This is a genomic window from Sphingobium xenophagum (genome assembly GCF_002288285.1).
Taxonomy (GTDB): Bacteria; Pseudomonadota; Alphaproteobacteria; order Sphingomonadales; family Sphingomonadaceae; genus Sphingobium; species Sphingobium xenophagum.
Genome location: NZ_CP022745.1, coordinates 1,897,131 through 1,913,863, shown reverse-complemented (window position 1 = coordinate 1,913,863; position 16,733 = coordinate 1,897,131). Strand labels below are relative to the sequence as shown.

The 16,733-nt window shown below is 62.7% G+C and carries 18 protein-coding genes; 8 read left to right on the top strand and 10 right to left on the bottom strand.

Annotation, left to right across the window (positions count from 1 at the left end; translation table 11 throughout):
• Positions 1–30: 30 nt before the first annotated feature.
• Positions 31–1,197 carry a pyridoxal phosphate-dependent aminotransferase gene (locus tag CJD35_RS09420; RefSeq protein ID WP_017181101.1) on the top strand — a complete coding sequence of 389 codons (1,167 nt, stop codon included), beginning with the start codon at positions 31–33 and terminating at the stop codon, positions 1,195–1,197.
• 88 nt (positions 1,198–1,285) lie between these two features.
• On the opposite strand, the gene CJD35_RS09415 is transcribed toward CJD35_RS09420, so the two are convergent.
• The 5 genes from CJD35_RS09415 to CJD35_RS09395 form a co-directional block, all read right to left on the bottom strand.
• On the bottom strand, positions 1,286–2,425 hold the full coding sequence (locus CJD35_RS09415; protein WP_017181100.1) for a 2OG-Fe(II) oxygenase family protein: 1,140 nt from the start codon (positions 2,423–2,425) through the stop codon (positions 1,286–1,288).
• Between the two features lie 114 nt (positions 2,426–2,539).
• Entirely contained in the window at positions 2,540–5,140 is a 2,601-nt protein-coding gene (gene metH / locus CJD35_RS09410; RefSeq protein ID WP_017181099.1) for a methionine synthase, read from the bottom strand.
• A 65-nt stretch (positions 5,141–5,205) separates the two neighbouring features.
• Positions 5,206–6,252 (bottom strand): homocysteine S-methyltransferase family protein, encoded by a 1,047-nt coding sequence (locus CJD35_RS09405; protein WP_017181098.1) that lies wholly within the window; start codon positions 6,250–6,252, stop codon positions 5,206–5,208.
• A 118-nt stretch (positions 6,253–6,370) separates the two neighbouring features.
• On the bottom strand, positions 6,371–7,282 hold the full coding sequence (gene metF, locus CJD35_RS09400; RefSeq protein WP_017181097.1) for a methylenetetrahydrofolate reductase: 912 nt from the start codon (positions 7,280–7,282) through the stop codon (positions 6,371–6,373).
• On the bottom strand, positions 7,279–8,250 hold the full coding sequence (locus tag CJD35_RS09395; RefSeq protein WP_017181096.1) for an ArsR/SmtB family transcription factor: 972 nt from the start codon (positions 8,248–8,250) through the stop codon (positions 7,279–7,281). The genes metF and CJD35_RS09395 overlap by 4 nt, the downstream gene beginning before the upstream one ends.
• A 216-nt stretch (positions 8,251–8,466) precedes the next feature.
• Between CJD35_RS09395 and CJD35_RS09390 the strand changes: the two genes are divergently transcribed.
• Positions 8,467–8,682 carry a hypothetical protein gene (locus CJD35_RS09390; protein ID WP_017181095.1) on the top strand — a complete coding sequence of 72 codons (216 nt, stop codon included), beginning with the start codon at positions 8,467–8,469 and terminating at the stop codon, positions 8,680–8,682.
• 78 nt (positions 8,683–8,760) lie between these two features.
• Complete coding sequence (locus CJD35_RS09385) at positions 8,761–9,003, top strand: hypothetical protein (protein WP_017181094.1); 243 nt, start codon at positions 8,761–8,763, stop codon at positions 9,001–9,003.
• A gap of 72 nt (positions 9,004–9,075) precedes the next feature.
• Here the strand turns inward: CJD35_RS09385 and CJD35_RS09380 are convergent, their stop codons facing one another.
• Positions 9,076–9,486 (bottom strand): glycine zipper 2TM domain-containing protein, encoded by a 411-nt coding sequence (locus tag CJD35_RS09380; protein ID WP_017181093.1) that lies wholly within the window; start codon positions 9,484–9,486, stop codon positions 9,076–9,078.
• Between the two features lie 208 nt (positions 9,487–9,694).
• Between CJD35_RS09380 and CJD35_RS09375 the strand changes: the two genes are divergently transcribed.
• A complete protein-coding gene (locus CJD35_RS09375) occupies positions 9,695–10,678 on the top strand; it encodes an esterase-like activity of phytase family protein (RefSeq protein ID WP_017181092.1) in 984 nt (327 codons plus the stop codon).
• A 186-nt stretch (positions 10,679–10,864) separates the two neighbouring features.
• On the opposite strand, the gene rpmB is transcribed toward CJD35_RS09375, so the two are convergent.
• Complete coding sequence (gene rpmB / locus CJD35_RS09370) at positions 10,865–11,158, bottom strand: 50S ribosomal protein L28 (RefSeq protein WP_017181091.1); 294 nt, start codon at positions 11,156–11,158, stop codon at positions 10,865–10,867.
• A 143-nt stretch (positions 11,159–11,301) separates the two neighbouring features.
• On the opposite strand from rpmB, the gene CJD35_RS09365 reads away from it, so the two are divergent.
• Both CJD35_RS09365 and CJD35_RS09360 read left to right on the top strand, forming a co-directional pair.
• Positions 11,302–11,523 carry a hypothetical protein gene (locus CJD35_RS09365; protein ID WP_017181090.1) on the top strand — a complete coding sequence of 74 codons (222 nt, stop codon included), beginning with the start codon at positions 11,302–11,304 and terminating at the stop codon, positions 11,521–11,523.
• Between the two features lie 40 nt (positions 11,524–11,563).
• Positions 11,564–12,022 carry a nucleoside deaminase gene (locus CJD35_RS09360; protein WP_017181089.1) on the top strand — a complete coding sequence of 153 codons (459 nt, stop codon included), beginning with the start codon at positions 11,564–11,566 and terminating at the stop codon, positions 12,020–12,022.
• On the opposite strand, the gene CJD35_RS09355 is transcribed toward CJD35_RS09360, so the two are convergent.
• Complete coding sequence (locus CJD35_RS09355; protein ID WP_017181088.1) at positions 11,984–13,882, bottom strand: hypothetical protein; 1,899 nt, start codon at positions 13,880–13,882, stop codon at positions 11,984–11,986. The two genes, CJD35_RS09360 and CJD35_RS09355, sit on opposite strands and share 39 nt — an antisense overlap.
• A gap of 42 nt (positions 13,883–13,924) precedes the next feature.
• On the opposite strand from CJD35_RS09355, the gene CJD35_RS09350 reads away from it, so the two are divergent.
• Together CJD35_RS09350 and CJD35_RS09345 are read left to right on the top strand one after the other, a co-directional pair.
• Positions 13,925–14,341 (top strand): GtrA family protein, encoded by a 417-nt coding sequence (locus tag CJD35_RS09350; RefSeq protein WP_017181087.1) that lies wholly within the window; start codon positions 13,925–13,927, stop codon positions 14,339–14,341.
• Between the two features lie 105 nt (positions 14,342–14,446).
• Positions 14,447–14,740: a GIY-YIG nuclease family protein gene (locus CJD35_RS09345; RefSeq protein ID WP_017181086.1), complete on the top strand. Its 294-nt coding sequence runs from the start codon at positions 14,447–14,449 to the stop codon at positions 14,738–14,740.
• A gap of 79 nt (positions 14,741–14,819) precedes the next feature.
• On the opposite strand, the gene CJD35_RS09340 is transcribed toward CJD35_RS09345, so the two are convergent.
• Both CJD35_RS09340 and CJD35_RS09335 read right to left on the bottom strand, forming a co-directional pair.
• A complete protein-coding gene (locus CJD35_RS09340) occupies positions 14,820–15,623 on the bottom strand; it encodes a LytR/AlgR family response regulator transcription factor (protein ID WP_017181085.1) in 804 nt (267 codons plus the stop codon).
• On the bottom strand, positions 15,620–16,726 hold the full coding sequence (locus CJD35_RS09335; protein WP_017181084.1) for a sensor histidine kinase: 1,107 nt from the start codon (positions 16,724–16,726) through the stop codon (positions 15,620–15,622). The genes CJD35_RS09340 and CJD35_RS09335 overlap by 4 nt, the downstream gene beginning before the upstream one ends.
• Positions 16,727–16,733: the final 7 nt, after the last annotated feature.

Here is a 16,733-nt window from a genome sequence, read left to right as displayed (position 1 = left end):
CCGGATGGCAGGACAAAGGGGACAGACGACATGACGATGATGCTCGACAAGGATGCCAGAGACGATCTGATCGAACGCGGCTATTCGCGCCGCCAACTGGCCGAAGTGGCCGCTCTGCTGGGTGCAGGCGTCGCCGCCAGCACATTGCTGGACAACAGCGCGATGGCGCAGCAGCAGGCCGGGCGCGGCATCAAGGGCGCGGTGCGCATCGGTGCGAATGAATGCTGGACCGGCCCCTTCCCGTCTGGCGTCGCCGCCGCCGCCGAGGCTGCATCCTTTGGCAACTGGTATGATCCCGACAATTATCGTGGCGATCTGGTCAAGACCGTCGCCTCGGTCGAGGGACTTCCCGAAACCCATGTCATGCTCTGGCCCGGTTCCGGCGGCCCGCTGGTCAGCATCGTCGCGGCCTATTGCTCGCCGACCAAGGGTCTGGTCACCGCCGACCCGACCTTCGAATCCGCCTGGCGCACCGCCGACTATATGAAGGCCCCCATCGCCAAGGCTCCGCAGGCCATCGGCAAGGGCCATGACGTAAAGGCGATGCTGGCCGCCAATCCCAATGCGGGCCTCTATTATATCTGCACGCCCAACAACCCGACCGGCACGATCACGCCGCTGGCCGACATCCAGTGGCTGCTCGACAACAAGCCCGCCGATTCGATGCTGCTGGTGGACGAAGCCTATATCCACTTCTCGGAAAGCCCCAGCGCCGCCACGCTGATCGGCAACCGCAAGGACATCATCGTCATGCGGACCTTCTCCAAGCTGTTCGGCATGGCCGGCGTGCGCCTTGGCCTGACCTTCGCCGATCCCGAAGTGCAGAAGCGCATCATGCTGTTCGGCCCGGCAGCCGGCGGTCTGGCGATCACCGCGATGCATTGCGGCAATGCGGTCTATACCGAAGCCGCCCTTATCAAGGCGCGCCGCAATGAAATGATCGCCAATCGCGACGAAACCATCGCCTGGCTCACCAAGAAGGGCATCGAGGTCCAGCCGGGCAGCCAGGCCAATATGTTCATGGTGAACTGGAAGAAGCCCGCCAAGGACATGCAGGCCGCGCTGCTGGCGACCCCGGAAAAGGTACAGATCGGCCGCAGCTGGGCGATCTGGCCCACCGTATCCCGCGTCACCGTCGGCTCCGCCGACGACATGGCCAAATTCCGCGCAGCGGTGGACAAGGTCTATAAAGCGTAAGGCATCCCCTTTCCTTACGAAACGAAGAAGGGCGTCCGGGCAACCGGGCGCCCTTTTTGGCCAGGGGGGGAGGTGCGGAAGAAGCGCCCTATTCCGCCTTGGACCTGGAATCGCCCGTCACGGACTGGATGACATTTTCCCGCAGTCCGGCATCCTGAAGATGCTTGGCATTTTCCAGCCTGATCTGGGCCGCCGCTTCATCATATAGAAATGGCAGAACCGCATATCGCTCCCCACTGGTCACGGGCAGAACTTCGTGGAGCAGCGAGCAGGAGAATATGATCGCCCCGCCGGTCGGGGGCCGATAGGTGCGCGGGCCAAATTCGGGGAACCGCAGATCCCCGCCCTCATAGCGATCAGCGTCGAGACCGATGGAAACCGCAAATCTGCGATGCGCCGTTCCCAGCGTCGTATTGTCCTTGTGAGGGCGAAAATGTCCCCCGGACTTGGAATCATAGCGCGCAACGATGTATCGCTCCATCCGGGACACCGTGAACTGAAATGCCCTGGCGATCGGCGGAACAAGCCGCCGGCGAATGCGCGCTTTCAACGCATTGCGCAGCTGCTCGTCATCAATGCTGCAGTCGGACCGGCGCTTGTGGACATGATCGAGCACCTGGACCGTCTCGCCGGTCTTTGGGTCCGTTTTCATATAGCCGCTGTCGTTCAGCCCGACCGTTTCGGCATAGGTGATCAGCTTATGGCAGAAATCCGGTTCCAGCACGTTGGGCACCACCAATATGGGCGCCCATGCATCCATATCCGCCTTCGGCGCCGGTTGCCCGTCCAGCGCAGCACATATGTCGTCATAATGCGTCGCCAGGTCATTGATCGGCAAAATCCTGAGTACGCGCATGCCTGGGTCAAGTATCCAGGTCATGAGCGCCACGGCGGAGCCATTGTCCTTCTGGCGCCCGACAGCCCCGAATAATGTCGCCATCTCCAGGTCGAAGTCGAGGAATAGCCGAATTCCGGGCTGACGCTCCGTCAGCAACCCGCTCTGTTCGTCGCGCGGGTCGTTCGTGACGATGAACGCACATGCAAACCGGTCATCCAGGCACTTGGTTTCGGCGTGCATGGCCGCCAGAAACGCCTGCGCGCCGGGAGAAGCACCGCTGCCCAGGAACGTAACGACGATGTAGCGCCCGGCTGCGCTGTCGAATGAAAACCGGGGATTTGTGATTCCTCGAGCGAAGAATGAGGGGACAGGGTCACCGACCAACAGCATGTCAATTCCTTGAGGATCACGATCGTTCGCACAGGTCTGCCCAAGCCCGGCGTTCAACGCAACCTTCGCCGCCCCAGTCGATGTTGGAGAGAGACCGCCCGGTCGCCCGCCCCCTCAATCCAGGTTCGGCCTCAAATAGCGCTCCGCCGTATCAATATCGATCCCCCGCCGCACCGCATAATCCTCCAGCTGGTCGCGGCCGACACGGGCCACGCCGAAATATTCCGCCTGAGCATGGCCGAAATAGAAGCCGCTGACCGCAGCGGTGGGGAGCATCGCAAAACTCTCCGTCAGCGTGATGCCGGTGGCGTGATGGGCGTCCAGCATCTCGAACAATATGGGTTTCAGACTATGTTCGGGACAGGCGGGATAGCCCGGCGCGGGGCGGATGCCGCGATATTGTTCCTTGATCAGGGCTTCGTTGGTAAGCTGTTCGCCCTCCGCATAGCCCCACAGCGCCGTGCGGACATAATGGTGCAGGCGTTCGGCAAAGGCTTCGGCAAGGCGATCGGCCAGCGCTTTCAAAAGTATGTCCGAATAGTCATCGATCGCCGCCTTGAACCGGGCGAGATGCGGCTCGATGCCGTGCATCCCGACGGCAAAGCCACCCATCCAGTCGCCGTCATGGCTGATGAAGTCGGCAAGGCACATATTCGCCCGGCCTTCGCGCTTCTGGATCTGCTGACGCAGCATCGGCAGGGTGTAGTGCTTCTCATCCTCGACATGGACGATGATGTCGTCGCCTTCGCGACGGCACGGCCACAAGCCCGCAACCCCGCGCGCGACCAGCCATTTTTCGTTGACGATCCTGTCCAGCATCGCCTGCGCATCGGCAAACAGGCTGGACGCACTTTCGCCCACCACCGGATCGGTCAGGATCGCGGGATAATTGCCCGCCAGTTCCCAGGCACGGAAGAATGGGGTCCAGTCGATATATTGGACGAGATCCTTCAGATCCCAGTCGGGGAAGCGATGGACGCCCGGCAGGCGCGGGCGCGGCGCTTTCAGGCTCTCGTCAATCTCGAACGCATTGGCACGCGCGTCCTCCAGGCTGACGAGCGCGCTCTGCCCCTTGTTCGCGCGGGCGACGCGGACATGCTCATAATCATCCTTGGTCTTCTGGACGAAATCATTGCGCTGCGTTTCGGAGACGAGCGCCGTCGCCACCCCGACCGCGCGACTGGCGTCCAGCACATGGACCACCGGGCCAGTATAGGACGGGTCGATGCGCAGCGCGGTATGCACCTTGGACGTCGTCGCGCCGCCGATCAGCACCGGCATGGTCATGCCCGCGCGCTGCATTTCGGTAGCCACTGTCACCATCTCGTCCAGCGAGGGCGTGATAAGGCCGGACAGGCCGATCATGTCGGCGTCATTCTCGTTCGCCGCCTTGATGATGTCGGGCCAGGGGACCATCACGCCCATGTCGATGACCTCAAAGCCGTTGCACTGAAGGACCACGCCGACGATATTCTTGCCAATGTCATGGACGTCGCCCTTGACCGTGGCCATGATGATCTTGCCCTTGCCCTTGGCGCCCGGTTCCTTGGCGGCCTCGATAAAGGGCAGCAGGTGCGCGACCGCTTTCTTCATGACGCGGGCGGACTTGACCACCTGGGGCAGGAACATCTTGCCCGCGCCGAACAGGTCGCCAACCACGTTCATGCCGTCCATCAACGGCCCTTCGATCACCTCGATCGGCTTGTCGGCGGACAGGCGCGCTTCCTCCGTATCGTCGACGACATACATGTCGATGCCCTTGACCAGCGCATGTTCCAGCCGCTTGGCGACCGGCCAGCTGCGCCAGGCTTCGGCGGCCTTGTCGGCGACCGCGTCGGTGCCGCGATATTTTTCCGCCAGCGTGACCAGACGGTCGCCCGCTTCCGGGTCGCGGTTCAGGACGACATCCTCGCACGCAGTGCGCAGTTCGGGATCGATCGTGTCATAGACGTCGAGTTGTCCTGCATTGACGATCGCCATGTCGAGGCCAGCGGGGATGGCATGATAGAGGAATACGCTGTGCATCGCGCGGCGGACGGGCTCGTTGCCTCGGAACGAGAAGCTGAGGTTCGACAGGCCGCCGGAGATATGGACGTGCGGGCAGCGCGCCTTGATCTCGCGGCAGGCCTCGATGAAGTCGACGCCGTAGTTGTTGTGCTCCTCGATCCCCGTCGCGACCGCGAAGATATTGGGATCGAAGATGATATCTTCCGGCGGAAAGCCGATGGTCATCAGCAGCTTGTAGGCGCGCTCGCAAATCTCGACCTTGCGCGCCTTGGTATCGGCCTGCCCCGTTTCGTCAAAGGCCATGATGACCGCGGCGGCGCCATAGGCCATGCATTTGCGGGCATGGAACAGGAAGGCCTCCTCGCCCTCCTTCATGCTGATCGAATTGACGATCGGCTTGCCCGACACGCATTTGAGGCCCGCTTCGATCACCTCCCATTTGGAGCTGTCGATCATCACTGGCACGCGGCTGATGTCCGGCTCCGACGTCATCAGCTTGAGGAAGGTCGTCATGGCCTCGACCGCATCGAGCAGCCCCTCGTCCATGTTGACGTCGACGATCTGCGCGCCATTTTCCACCTGCTCGCGCGCAATGTCGATCGCAGCGGCATAATTGCCCGCCATGATCAGCTTCTTGAACTTGGCTGATCCGGTAACATTGGTGCGTTCGCCGACATTGACGAAGCTGGCGGTGGATTTGGTGGTCATTCGCTTCTTCCAAAAATCCTCCCCCTTAGGGGGAGGGGTATCACGCTATCGAGGGGAGGATGGTATTAGGCAGCGATATGCATCGGCTCCAGCCCCGCCAACCGCGTAACGACGGGCAATTGCGGTACCGCGCGCGGCTTGTGTCCTTCCAGCGCCTTGGCCACCGCACCGATATGCGCGGGCGTCGTGCCACAACAGCCACCGACCATGTTGACCAGCCCTTCGTCCACCCATTCGCGGATCAGCCGCGCGGTGGTGGCGGGCATCTCGTCATATTGCCCCAGTTCATTGGGCAGGCCCGCATTGGGATAGGCCAGGATCAGCGTGTCGGCATTTTTGGACAGTTCAGCGAGGTAGGGCCGCAACAGATCCGCGCCGAACGCGCAGTTCACCCCGATGGTGAGCGGCTTCAGATGGCGCAGCGAATACCAGAAGGCGTTGATCGTGTGGCCTGAGAGATTCCGGCCCGACATGTCGGTGATGGTGAAGCTGAGCATCAGCGGCACGGAGCGGCCAGCCGCTTCCTCTGCCTCGCGCGCGGCCATGCCCGCCGCCTTGGCGTTGAGCGTGTCGAAGCAGGTTTCGACCAGCAGGAAATCGACCCCGCCCGCGATCAGCGCGTCACATTGCTCGCGATAATCGGCTTTCAGCGTGTCGAAGTCGACCTCGCGGAAAGCGGGGTCGTTGACGTCGGGGGATATGGACAGCGTCTTGTTCGTCGGGCCGATCGAACCGCAGACGAAGCGGGGTCTGCCATCCTTGGCCGTTGCCTTTTCGCACGCGGTGCGCGCCAGCTTCGCAGCGGCGATGTTGATGTCCCACACCAGATGTTCGCAGCCATAATCGGCCATCGCGATCTTGGTCGAGCTGAACGTATTGGTTTCGATCATGTCCGCGCCCGCGTCCAGATAGGCGCTGTGGATACCTTCCACGATGTCGGGACGGGTCAGGCAGAGCAGGTCGTTATTGCCCTTCTGATCCTTGGGCAGGTCGAGCGTGCCGCGATAATCCGCCTCGGTCAGGCCATGTTTCTGGATCGACGTGCCATAGCCGCCGTCGAAGATCAGGATCTTGTCTGCGGCCAGCGCCCGCAATGTCTGTTCGGCTGTCATATCAAAAACTCCGTTCGGGCTGAGCGCAGTCGAAGCCCTTGTCTGAGCGGAGGCAAAGACACCTCCCTGCGGTCGGTGGAACCCTTCGACAAGCTCAGGGCGAACGGATGAGGATAGATCATGCCGTTCCCCCATTGCTCGCCGCCGCCCGCAGGCCCAGCAAATGGCAGATCGCAAAACTCAGTTCAGCGCGGTTGAGCGTGTAGAAATGAAAATCGCGCACGCCCCCGCCGTAAAGGCTGCGACACAGTTCCGCCGCGATCGTCGCCGACACCAGCTGGCGCGATGCGGGATGATCGTCCAGCCCTTCGAACAGGCGGCCCATCCAGCTGGGCACCTGCGTATTGCACATCGCCGCCATGCGCTGCGTCGCGGCGAAATTGCTGACCGGCATGATGCCGGGTACGATGTCCGCCTTGATCCCCGCCGCCAAAGTCTTGTCCAGGAAACGGAAATAGGCGTCGGGGGTGAAGAAGAATTGCGTGATCGCACGGGTCGCCCCGGCGTCCAGCTTGCGCTTGAGATTATCAAGGTCGCTCTGCGCGCTCGCCGCTTCGGGATGCACCTCTGGATAGGCGGACACGGAAATTTCGAACGGATGGCGCTGCATCAGCCCTTCGACCAGTTCGGCTGCGCCCTTGTAACCCTCCGGGTGCGGCTCGAACGTCCCGCCCACTTCGGGCGGATCGCCGCGCAGCGCCACGATATGGCGCACCCCCGCCTCCCAATAGGCGTCTGCAATCTCGCCGATTTCCGCCTTGCTCGCGCCCACGCAGGTCAGGTGCGCGGCGGCGGCCAGCGGCGTTTCCCGCGCGATCCGGGCGACCGTATTATGCGTGCGCTCACGGGTCGATCCGCCCGCGCCATAGGTTACGGACACGAATTTGGGCTGGAGCGGCGTCAGCGTTTCGATCGCCGACCACAACTGCGCTTCCATCTTTTCCGTCTTGGGCGGGAAAAATTCAAAGCTGACATGGCAGTCGCCCGCAAGGTCCGCATAGAGCGGCGCGGCGGGATCGTTCAAAGTCATGCGGAAATCCGTCCTTCTTGCTGCCGGACGGGCGCGCCCTTGCGTCGCCCCAGCCACAGTTGCACCGTCAGTTCATGGCCGGGCAAAGTCTCCACCCGTTCCAGTTGCAGGCCCGCAGCGGCGAACCAGCCTTCCATCTGTTCGTCGGAAAAGCCTAGCCGCGCATGCTGGTCGCGCACGCGCAACTCCTCCCGCTCATGCGGCGCGAAGTCGGCGATCAGCACCCGGCCATCGGCCGCAGTGACACGCGCAGCCTCCCCTATCACCTGCTCAGGCGCCTGCGCATAATGCAGCACCTGATGCAGCACGACCGTATCCACGCTGCCCGGCTCCAGCGGCAACGCGCCAAAATCACCCAGCAGCAGCGCATATTTGTCGCGCGCATCCTCAGGCAGCTTGGTCCGCGCCAGCCGCAGCATGTCGGGGCTGCGGTCGATCGCGGTCACTGCCTGCGCCGCGCCGCCGAACAGCTCGATCATCCGCCCGGTGCCAGTACCGATGTCGAGCAAGTGGCCGATCGGCTCACGCTCCAGCAGCGCTGTCATCGCCGCCTCTACATCCGCCTCGGCCACATGGAGCGAGCGGATCGCGTCCCATTCTTCGGCATGGTCGGCGAAATAATCCTCCGCAGCGCGTGCCCGATCCGCCCGCACCGCCGCCAGTCGCGCCAGATCGGCCGCCTGCCACAATGTTTCGCTTTCCGACGGCGTCAGCCGGTCGAACAGCGCGATGAAGGGCGCAACATCGTCCCCCTTGCCCAGCCGCAGGAATACCCAATTGCCTTCCTTGCGCCGTTCCACAAGGCCAGCTTCGGCCAGGATACGGACATGGCGCGACACGCGCGGCTGGCTTTGCCCCACGACCTGCGCAATCTCCCCCACGGCCAGCTCCATCGCGCGCAGCAGGTGGATGATGCGCAGCCGCGTCGGGTCGCCAAGTGCCCGGAAAATATCGAGTGCCGTGTGCATGGCGGCATCATATAAAGAAATCTTTATATACGTCAATGCCCGCAGAATTTCCGCAACTGCGAACAAAAGCGCCCGGCTTTGCGGCCCGGATTGCAGGAATGGGATTGCCTTGCATCATCCAAAGCATTACGAATCGATGCGCAGGCGCAATGGGGGGTGAGCTTTTCTCCGAGAGTGGTCTGCACCGTTTTTATTCTCAGAGAGGGGTTTCTGCCCATGACCAAGTCTATCGCTCTTTCGCTCGTTCTCGCTGCTTCGCTCGGCCTGGCCGCCTGCTCGGGTGGCGCGGAAAACGCTGCCAACAACGCCGCCAACTCGGCTGAGAACGCATCGAATGCTGCTGACAACGCCATGAACGCTGCGATGAACGCCGCCGACAATGCCGCCAACGCTGCGTCGAACGCGACCAACAACGTCGCGAACGCGATGTAAGTCCAGCTGGACTTTTCAGAATTTGATTGGGGGTCGCGCCGGAAACGGAGCGGCCCCTTTTCCATTGGGGACCGATTGATGATCCGCACCATCTTCATCGCCACGGCGCTGCTGTCGCTAACGGCTTGCGGTTCGGGGTCGCCCGATGGCGTCGGCGGGGTCAGCGCCAGCGAAGCCAGTGCGCTCAATGATGCAGCGGCGATGCTCGACGCACAAAAGGGGGCGGCGCAAAATGATAACGCAGGTCTCAATCCGGCGGCCAGCACGGCGGCCCGCGCCGATCGCGGCCGGGTAGCGCCAGCGCCAGCCTCCAACCCCTGACGCAGAAAGGCCGCCTCACAAGAGACGGCCTTTCCCTTATCCTGCGGAAACCGCAGGCCTCACATCACCCGCTCAGCAATCGCGATCGATCGCGCGACCCGCCAGGGCACCGACGCCTGCGCCAATGATCGCGCCGGTCGTGCCGTCACCGCGACGGCCATAGCGGCCCGAACCCTTGCCGACCTCGTTGCCCAGCAGGCCACCGGCGATCGCACCAATGATGGTGCCACCCGTGCCATTGTCCCGGCAGCGATAACCGCCGCGATAGCCACCACGATAGGCGTTGTTGCGATAATAGCGGTCATTGCCGCGATAATAGCGGTCGCCGCGATAGCCGCGATAACGGTCACCGCGATAATAGTCGCCACGGTCATAACCGCGATAATAGCCATCGCGGGCCATAGCCGGGGTTGCAGTCACGGCCAGGGAAGCAGCGCCCATTGCCAGAGCGGCTCCCATATTGATCAGAAACTTCATCTTCATGGCGTTGCTCCTTCCAAAACCATCAATGCCTTGGCGCGTCCCACGCACGGGTTTCGCCAGTCATGATCGTCTTATGACCGATTCGCCTTGAGCCGACCCTGAATGGGGCTGACAGCCATGGTTCAGAGTCGACCTCCGCTGAAAAGCACAATTCGAAGCGCACAACCGCCTGCTGCGCCCGGCAGGATATTATCCTATGGCGAAGGGAATGTCGCGAATCCTGATCGTCCTGGCGCTCGCCATCCTGCTGCTGCCCGCCCCGCACAACAGCAAGCCCGCAACCGTGCAGCCGGGCGCGCTGCTCGTGACCACGCGCGCGCTGCCGCTCAGCACCAACGATCCTGCGCTGCGGCGTGTGGGCGCGCTTGCCTATCTGGGCGGTTGGGAACTGCGCAGCGCCAATCCGGGCTTTGGCGGCATTTCCGCCATGCTGGTCTCGCCGCCGGGCGATGTGCTGGCCTTGAGCGATTCCGGCATATTGATGGGGCTGCATGTCGGGCCGGGCGAAACGCGCCGCCGCCCGTTCATCGCCCCCCTGCCCATTCGGCCACAGGACCGCGATCGCCCCTGGTGGGCCTGGGATTCAGAATCGCTGACCCATGATCGTGCGACCGACCGTTATTGGGTGGGGTTCGAATTGCAGCAGGCAATCTGCCGCTATGCGCCCGGCTTTGCGCGGGTGGAGGCGTGCCGCACCTGGCCGCAGATCATGGCATGGCCCCCGACCGGATCGATCGAATCACTCGCGCGCCTGCCCGATGGCCGCTTCATCGCAATCGGCGAGATGGGGATGACGGCCGATGGGCGTCATGACACGCTGCTATTTCCCGGCGACCCGGCAGAAAGCGACACCGCCGATCCGATCCATCTGCGCTACACCCCGCCGCAGGGCTATCGCCCGACCGACGCTGTGGCGCTGGATGCGCGGCACCTGCTGGTCCTCAATCGCCGCCTGACCTTGCAGGAACTGTTCACCGCGACGATCGCGATCGTCGACCTGCCCGAACGGCTGGAACCGGGCATGGAACTAAAGGCCCGCACCCTCGCCCGCCTCGCCCCGCCGCTGCTGGCCGACAATTTCGAAGGACTGGCGATCAGCCGGGAGAACGGACGGACGATCATCTGGGTCGTGTCCGACGACAATCACGAATTTTTCCAGCGGACCTTGCTGCTGAAATTCGGGCTGGATTGATAGCTGCGAATGGGGTGCAGGGTGGATCGCAAGTCGTGAATTTCGAGAACCGGCGCCCAGCGTACTTCAGTACGTGAGCACCGGAAGCGCAGAAAGGCGCGGCTTGCGGGCCACCCTGCACCCCATTCGCACGCAAAAAAGCGGCCCGTTGCGGGGCCGCTTCTTATGCCGAAACGAATCGAGAAATCAGGCGGCTGCGGCAGCCTGCTTCTTGACGATGTCGCGCTTCAGGCGACGCGCCTTGAGCGACAGCTTGTCGTCGCTGGTCTTGAGCAGCCAGTTGTCCAGGCCGCCATTATGTTCGACCGAACGCAGACCATGGGTCGACACGCGCAGCTTCACGCTGGTTTCCAGCGCTTCGGAGATCAGCGAAACATTCTGCAGGTTCGGCAGGAACACCCGCTTGGTCTTGTTATTGGCGTGGGAAACATTGTGACCCACCTGGCGACCCTTGCCGGTCAGCTCGCAAATGCGCGACATAGTCAATCAACCTTGTAATTCGGGTTCGTTCGGAAAGCCGCGCCGATAACGGGATTCCCTCTGGCCGTCAACCCGCCGCTCGGCGTGTCGCAACCCTTTTGCGCGGCGAAGCGTTGTCGCCCCGTAACATATGGGAGGTTGAAATGCGATTCATTGGCGGGCTGTTGATCATTCTGTTGCTCGTGCTGGCTGGCGGCATCGCCACCGGCTTCATCGACTTGCAGAAAACGCGGGACGGACGGCTTCCCGAAATCGCCGTCAAGGAAGGCGCGCTTCCCAAATATGAAGCCAGCGTCGCCAAGGTAGAGGTTGGCACCCGCAACGAAACCGTCGAAGTGCCGACTGTCGCCGTCAAGAAACCCTGAGTTCGCGTGACGGGCAAGATGCTGTAAGGGCGGGGATGTCATGTCCTCGCCCTTTCCCTTGCCTGATCCGATGCGCCGCGCGCTGGCGCTGGCCCGCGCGGCCGAAACGGCGGGCGAAGTGCCGATCGGCGCGGTGGTGACCAGAAACGGCATCATCATTGGCGAGGGCGAGAATCGCAACCGCCGCGATCATGATCCCACCGCCCATGCCGAAATCGTCGCGATGCGGGCGGCGGCCATCCATCTGGGCGATTTCCGCCTGACAGGCTGCGACCTGTGGGTCACACTGGAGCCTTGCCCGATGTGCGCGGGGGCCATTTCCCACGCCCGGATCGCGCGGCTATATTATGCCGTGGGCGATCCCAAGGGCGGCGCGATCGAGCAGGGGCCGCGCCTGTTCGCTCAGCCGCAATGCCTGCACCGGCCCGAAGTCTATGGCGGATTGGCCGAAGCCGAAGCCTCAGCGCTGCTCAGGGACTTTTTTGCCGCCCGACGCTGAATAATCGATGCGGTAGAGCTGATAGGGCAATGTCATGCCGCTGTTCAGCGTCACCGGCACCAGCCAGCGCGGAATTGCGCCCCGCATCAGGTCGGCATAGAAACCCTGCGGGCTGCGCGACTGATAGATCGTGCCTTCGGGGAAATTGGGGCACACCAGCAAATAGGTCGCGTGATGCCGCGCCGCGATGGGGCGGAAGGCATCGGCCGGGCCGTCATAGGCGTGGTGCATGTCCAGGATCGTCGCACCATTGCGATGATAGGGACCGGCCAGCGCACTATGATGCGTCGTCGCGATCAGGCGCGGCCCCAGATCGACCATGGTGAAGATGGTCGCGGGGGGCAATTGGTCCAGCACCTCCAGCGCGGGCAGCGTGCGACACCGGCTATTGGCTTTCTTGATCGCATCGTTGCGGGCGATGGCAGATGGCCGCCAGGGCCTGGGCTTGTTGCCGGTCAATTCCGCCCATCCGCGCATGATCTGCGGATAGAGCGGATAGGCGCAGGCGATCGCCGCCAGCAGCGCCACCCCTGCCCCCGCCGCGATTCGCACCCGGCGCGTGCCGGTAAAGATCGCGACGATCAGCCGGTGCGAGGCCCAGGCAGCAGGCGGGATCGCCAGCAGCTGCGCCGCTGGCCCCGCGCGCAACTGCCAGAACAGCAAGGCGGTGGAAAAAAGCATCATCAGGCCGACAGTCGCCCAGGCCCATAGCCGCTCCGCATCGCGCCGCGCATCCCACAAGGCCCAGATCAGCCCGACCAGCCCCGCCAGCGGAATCGCCAGCAGCGGCACGACCAGGCTTTGCGCCTGCGCGGTGATCGGCTTGGCCTCCCGGATATTGGCCAGCCACAGTCGTTCGAGTTCGGGCGAAATCTGATAGGGACTCAGGCATTGCGGCCAGTTCAGCCAGAAGAAGGCCGCCACCGCGCCGCCCACGACTGCGCCTGCCGCCAGCCGCATCGCCCAGCCGCGCAAAGGGGCAAGCGAGAGCAGCACCATGCCCGCCGACGCCGCGCCGAACACCGCCACCCAGATGGGCGAAATCGCATCGCACACCATCGCGCGATTGGCATAGCTGGCGAACAGCAGATAGCAGAGCGAAGTCGCCCCGCCCAGGCTGAGCGCATAAGGCAGCATCCGCCGTTCCGCCCCTTCGCGGAACACCCAGCGCAGCGCGATCAGCCCGCCGCCCGCCGCCAGATAGACGATCATCTCCATGCCGATCGCGATCGACAGCGCACTGCTGACGCCAGCCATCACCCCGCCGCGCAGCCGGTTGGTGTCGATGACGCCGGCCAGCATCGTCACCGCCAGCGCCAGTTGCCAGCCATGATGGTCGATCCGCATCGGCGCATACATGCCCAGCCCCATCTGCGCGGCCAGCGGGGCAAGCGCGGCCAGCAACCAGCCATGCGGCCCGGCCAGCCGCCGCCCGATAAAGCCCAGGCTGAGCATCAGCAGCAACAGCGGCAGCAGCGGCGCGATGCCGCAGGCCAGCCGATCGGCCAGCCCCTGGTCGACAAAGGCGCGGAAGAACAGGATCAGCCCGGCAATGGGAATATCGACCAGACGCGACCAGTGGATATTGGCGCCGCCCGGCGGATCGAGCCGATATTGGCGCAGGTCGTACCACCCCTGCCCGGCCAGCCAGTCCTTCACCTGCACATAGCGGATATTGTCGTCCGTATCGCCCAGCACCAGCCAGTGTATGGCGGGCCAGCGGCTGACGACCATGGCGACCGCAATCGCGATCCAGATAAGGAAGGTCAGCCACTTCCAGTGCCGCGCGCTCCACGCCAGCAGGACAGGCCAAATATGGGTCACCCGCGCGCGCAGGGTATCGGCGCTTTTCAAGCTCATTCATGCCCCCTAAACGAGCCGTGGCAAAGCGCAACGGGGACCATGGCCATCATCAACCGACTTTCACCGCAGCATCGCGCGCTCTTCTGGCAAATCGTCCGCTATGGCGTGACCGGCCTGTTCGTCACCGCCTGTCAGGCGGTCATCTACTGGAGCCTCGCCGCGCTCGCCGGTCTGCATCCGCAACTGGCCAATCTGATCGGCTATGGCGCGGCGGTCGTCATCGGCTATGTCAGCCACAGCGCCTTCACCTTCCGCGGCCACGGCACCCGCGACAAGGCCGCATCGCGCGGCATCCGCTTCGTCGCGGTGTCACTGGTCAGCTATGCGCTCAACGCCCTGTGGGTATGGCTGTGCGTGACCCATATGGGCTGGCCCGAATGGTCGCCGATCCCGGCAATGATCTTCGTAACGCCCGCAGTCATGTTCGGACTGAACCGCCAATGGGTGTTCAAATAGTCCATTGGGCAATTTTTAACACAGCCTGCTCCCGCGCAGGCGGGAGCCTGGGTCCGCCCTCTGGACTGGGTTCCCGCCTGCGCGGGAACACGGTAGAATTTCGGCATGACCAAGCCCGGTTACGTCTATCTGATGGCAAGCAGCCAGAATGGGACACTGTATCTCGGCGTGACCAGCGATCTCGTTCAACGGGCCTGGCAACATCGCAACGGCTTTGGCGGTGAATTCAGCGCCAAATATCGCTGCCACTTGCTGGTCTGGTACGAAGCCTATGACGACATTCAGGAAGCGCGCCAGCGCGAGTTGCGGATGAAGAAATGGGAGCGCAAATGGAAGCTGCGTGTGATCGAGGAAATGAACCCAACGTGGCGCGACCTGTTTGAGGATATCGCCACATAAGCCGTGTTCCCGCGCAGGCGGGAACCCAGTCCCGTTCTGCGAACTGGATTCCAGACTGCGCGGGAATACGATGTTCTATTTAATGCACGAACCGCGCCACCACGTCGCGGTAGGAGCGGCTGACCTTTACCTGGGCGCCTGATTCCAGCACCAGGAAACATTCGCCATTGGTGTGCGGCTTGACCTGCTTCACCTGACTGAGATTCACGATGGTGGAGCGATGGACGCGCTGGAAATTGCGCGGGTCGAGCCGCTTTTCCAGATCCTTCATGGTTTCGCGCAGGATCAGGCTATTGTCGGCGGTGTAGATGCACATATAGTCGCCCGCTGCATCGATCCGCTCGATCGAATCGACATCGACGCGGAAAATCTGGCCGCGATCCTTGATGTTGATGAGCTTTTCGAAGCGATTGGACGCCGGACCTTCCTCCTCCGCCACGATGAAGTCGCTCATCGCCTGGGGCGCGACTTCAGCCAGCACCTCGCGCAGCTTCTCCGCTTCCTGCACCTGCCGCTTGTCCGACAGGCGCAGGCGCACCCGGTCGAGTGCGTCGGCCAGACGGCCTTCCTCCACGGGTTTCAGCAGATAATCGACCGCCTGCGCCTCGAACGCGCGAATCGCATGGTCCATATAGGCGGTGACGAAGATGAAGAGCGGCGGTTCGACTTCCATGATCCCCTGAACGACGGAAAATCCGTCAAAACCGGGCATCTGGATGTCCAGGAACACAAGGTCGGGCTTATGCGTCTTGATAGCGCGGATCGCTTCGCGCCCATTGTTGCAGGTTTCGATAATTTCGACATCCTCATGCGCTTGCAGACGCAGCATAAGCCCTTGCGTAGCAAGGCTTTCGTCGTCGACGAGGATTGTTCTGATGGTCATGCGGCCACTTTCGATGAATCTTCCAAATTGAGCGGGATTTCGATGATCACCGAAAAACCGCCGGGACTTGAACGTGTTTCAAAGCTCTGTCGTTCCCCGAAAGCCTGAATGAGCCGGTCGCGGATGTTTGGCAGGCCCACGCCCGTCCCTTCGCTGACGGCAATGTGTGGCTTCATTCCGCTTTCATTCAATCCCGGCCCGGTATCGGATACGACGATCCGCACATTTTCACCGGCAGGCTGCGCGCTGACGGTTATGTCCGCCCCCTCCTCCTTGGGCGTCACGGCATATTTGATCGCATTTTCGACCAACGGCTGAAGCAGCAGGGATGGCAGGCGCGCCCGCGCGACCGCCGGGTCGATGGTGAATACCGGACGCAGCCGGTCCTCGAACCGCATCTTCTCAATCTCCAGATAGAGTTTGAGCGTCTCTATCTCCTGCTCGATCGTCACCTGCGCGGTCGGCTCGTTGATGAGGGTGTAGCGCAAAAAGGAGGACAGGCGCGAGAGCATCGCATTGGCACGATCGGTCTGTTTGAGCAGCACCAGCGTGGAGATGGAATTGAGCGTGTTGAACAGGAAATGCGGGTTGAGCTGGTAGCGGAGCATCGCCAGCTGCGCGCTCGACGCCTGATTTTCCAGATGGAGCAGCTGGTCGGCCTGCTCCTCCACCGTAAGATAGAAATTGATTGCATAATAGAGCGCCGACCATGCGCCCAATAGCGTCATCGACAGATAGAAAGCGCCCAGGAACAGTTGCAGCCCCGCCGTCTCGCTGCCCTTGTTCTGGGTCGAAAAGACCCAGGCGTCGATAAAGGCGACCAGCGCGGCGGCGGCCACGACCGTCAGGATCGATGCGCCCCAGGTGACGATCGGTTTGCGCTTGAGCAGGAAGCGAAACATCACCGCGATCAACAACGTCACCGAATAGCCGGTGACGGTGGAAATCAGCACCGGCACCAGGCTGGATAGCGGCTGGCCATTGGCGATGGTGGACGATCCGCGCAACAGGAACGCGCCGGCCCAGCCCAGCGATTGCAGGTTCCAGAAGGCGCGATTCTTGTCCGCGAAAAAGGGCTGGGGCTGAAAGGGATGAACAGACATTGCAGGC

Excerpts from the sequence above, each read along its gene's own strand:
- CJD35_RS09355 (WP_017181088.1), bottom strand. The coding sequence starts at position 13,882 with ATGAGCTTGAAAAGCGCCGATACCCTGCGCGCGCGGGTGACCCATATT.
- CJD35_RS09375 (WP_017181092.1), top strand. The coding sequence starts at position 9,695 with ATGTCGCGAATCCTGATCGTCCTGGCGCTCGCCATCCTGCTGCTGCCC.
- CJD35_RS09395 (WP_017181096.1), bottom strand. The coding sequence starts at position 8,250 with ATGCACACGGCACTCGATATTTTCCGGGCACTTGGCGACCCGACGCGG.
- CJD35_RS09405 (WP_017181098.1), bottom strand. The coding sequence starts at position 6,252 with ATGACAGCCGAACAGACATTGCGGGCGCTGGCCGCAGACAAGATCCTG.
- rpmB (WP_017181091.1), bottom strand. The coding sequence starts at position 11,158 with ATGTCGCGCATTTGCGAGCTGACCGGCAAGGGTCGCCAGGTGGGTCAC.
- metH (WP_017181099.1), bottom strand. The coding sequence starts at position 5,140 with ATGACCACCAAATCCACCGCCAGCTTCGTCAATGTCGGCGAACGCACC.
- CJD35_RS09345 (WP_017181086.1), top strand. The coding sequence starts at position 14,447 with ATGACCAAGCCCGGTTACGTCTATCTGATGGCAAGCAGCCAGAATGGG.
- CJD35_RS09420 (WP_017181101.1), top strand. The coding sequence starts at position 31 with ATGACGATGATGCTCGACAAGGATGCCAGAGACGATCTGATCGAACGC.
- CJD35_RS09365 (WP_017181090.1), top strand. The coding sequence starts at position 11,302 with ATGCGATTCATTGGCGGGCTGTTGATCATTCTGTTGCTCGTGCTGGCT.
- CJD35_RS09385 (WP_017181094.1), top strand. The coding sequence starts at position 8,761 with ATGATCCGCACCATCTTCATCGCCACGGCGCTGCTGTCGCTAACGGCT.
- CJD35_RS09380 (WP_017181093.1), bottom strand. The coding sequence starts at position 9,486 with ATGAAGATGAAGTTTCTGATCAATATGGGAGCCGCTCTGGCAATGGGC.
- CJD35_RS09360 (WP_017181089.1), top strand. The coding sequence starts at position 11,564 with ATGTCCTCGCCCTTTCCCTTGCCTGATCCGATGCGCCGCGCGCTGGCG.
- CJD35_RS09340 (WP_017181085.1), bottom strand. The coding sequence starts at position 15,623 with ATGACCATCAGAACAATCCTCGTCGACGACGAAAGCCTTGCTACGCAA.
- CJD35_RS09390 (WP_017181095.1), top strand. The coding sequence starts at position 8,467 with ATGACCAAGTCTATCGCTCTTTCGCTCGTTCTCGCTGCTTCGCTCGGC.
- CJD35_RS09415 (WP_017181100.1), bottom strand. The coding sequence starts at position 2,425 with ATGCTGTTGGTCGGTGACCCTGTCCCCTCATTCTTCGCTCGAGGAATC.
- CJD35_RS09350 (WP_017181087.1), top strand. The coding sequence starts at position 13,925 with ATGGCCATCATCAACCGACTTTCACCGCAGCATCGCGCGCTCTTCTGG.
- CJD35_RS09335 (WP_017181084.1), bottom strand. The coding sequence starts at position 16,726 with ATGTCTGTTCATCCCTTTCAGCCCCAGCCCTTTTTCGCGGACAAGAAT.
- metF (WP_017181097.1), bottom strand. The coding sequence starts at position 7,282 with ATGACTTTGAACGATCCCGCCGCGCCGCTCTATGCGGACCTTGCGGGC.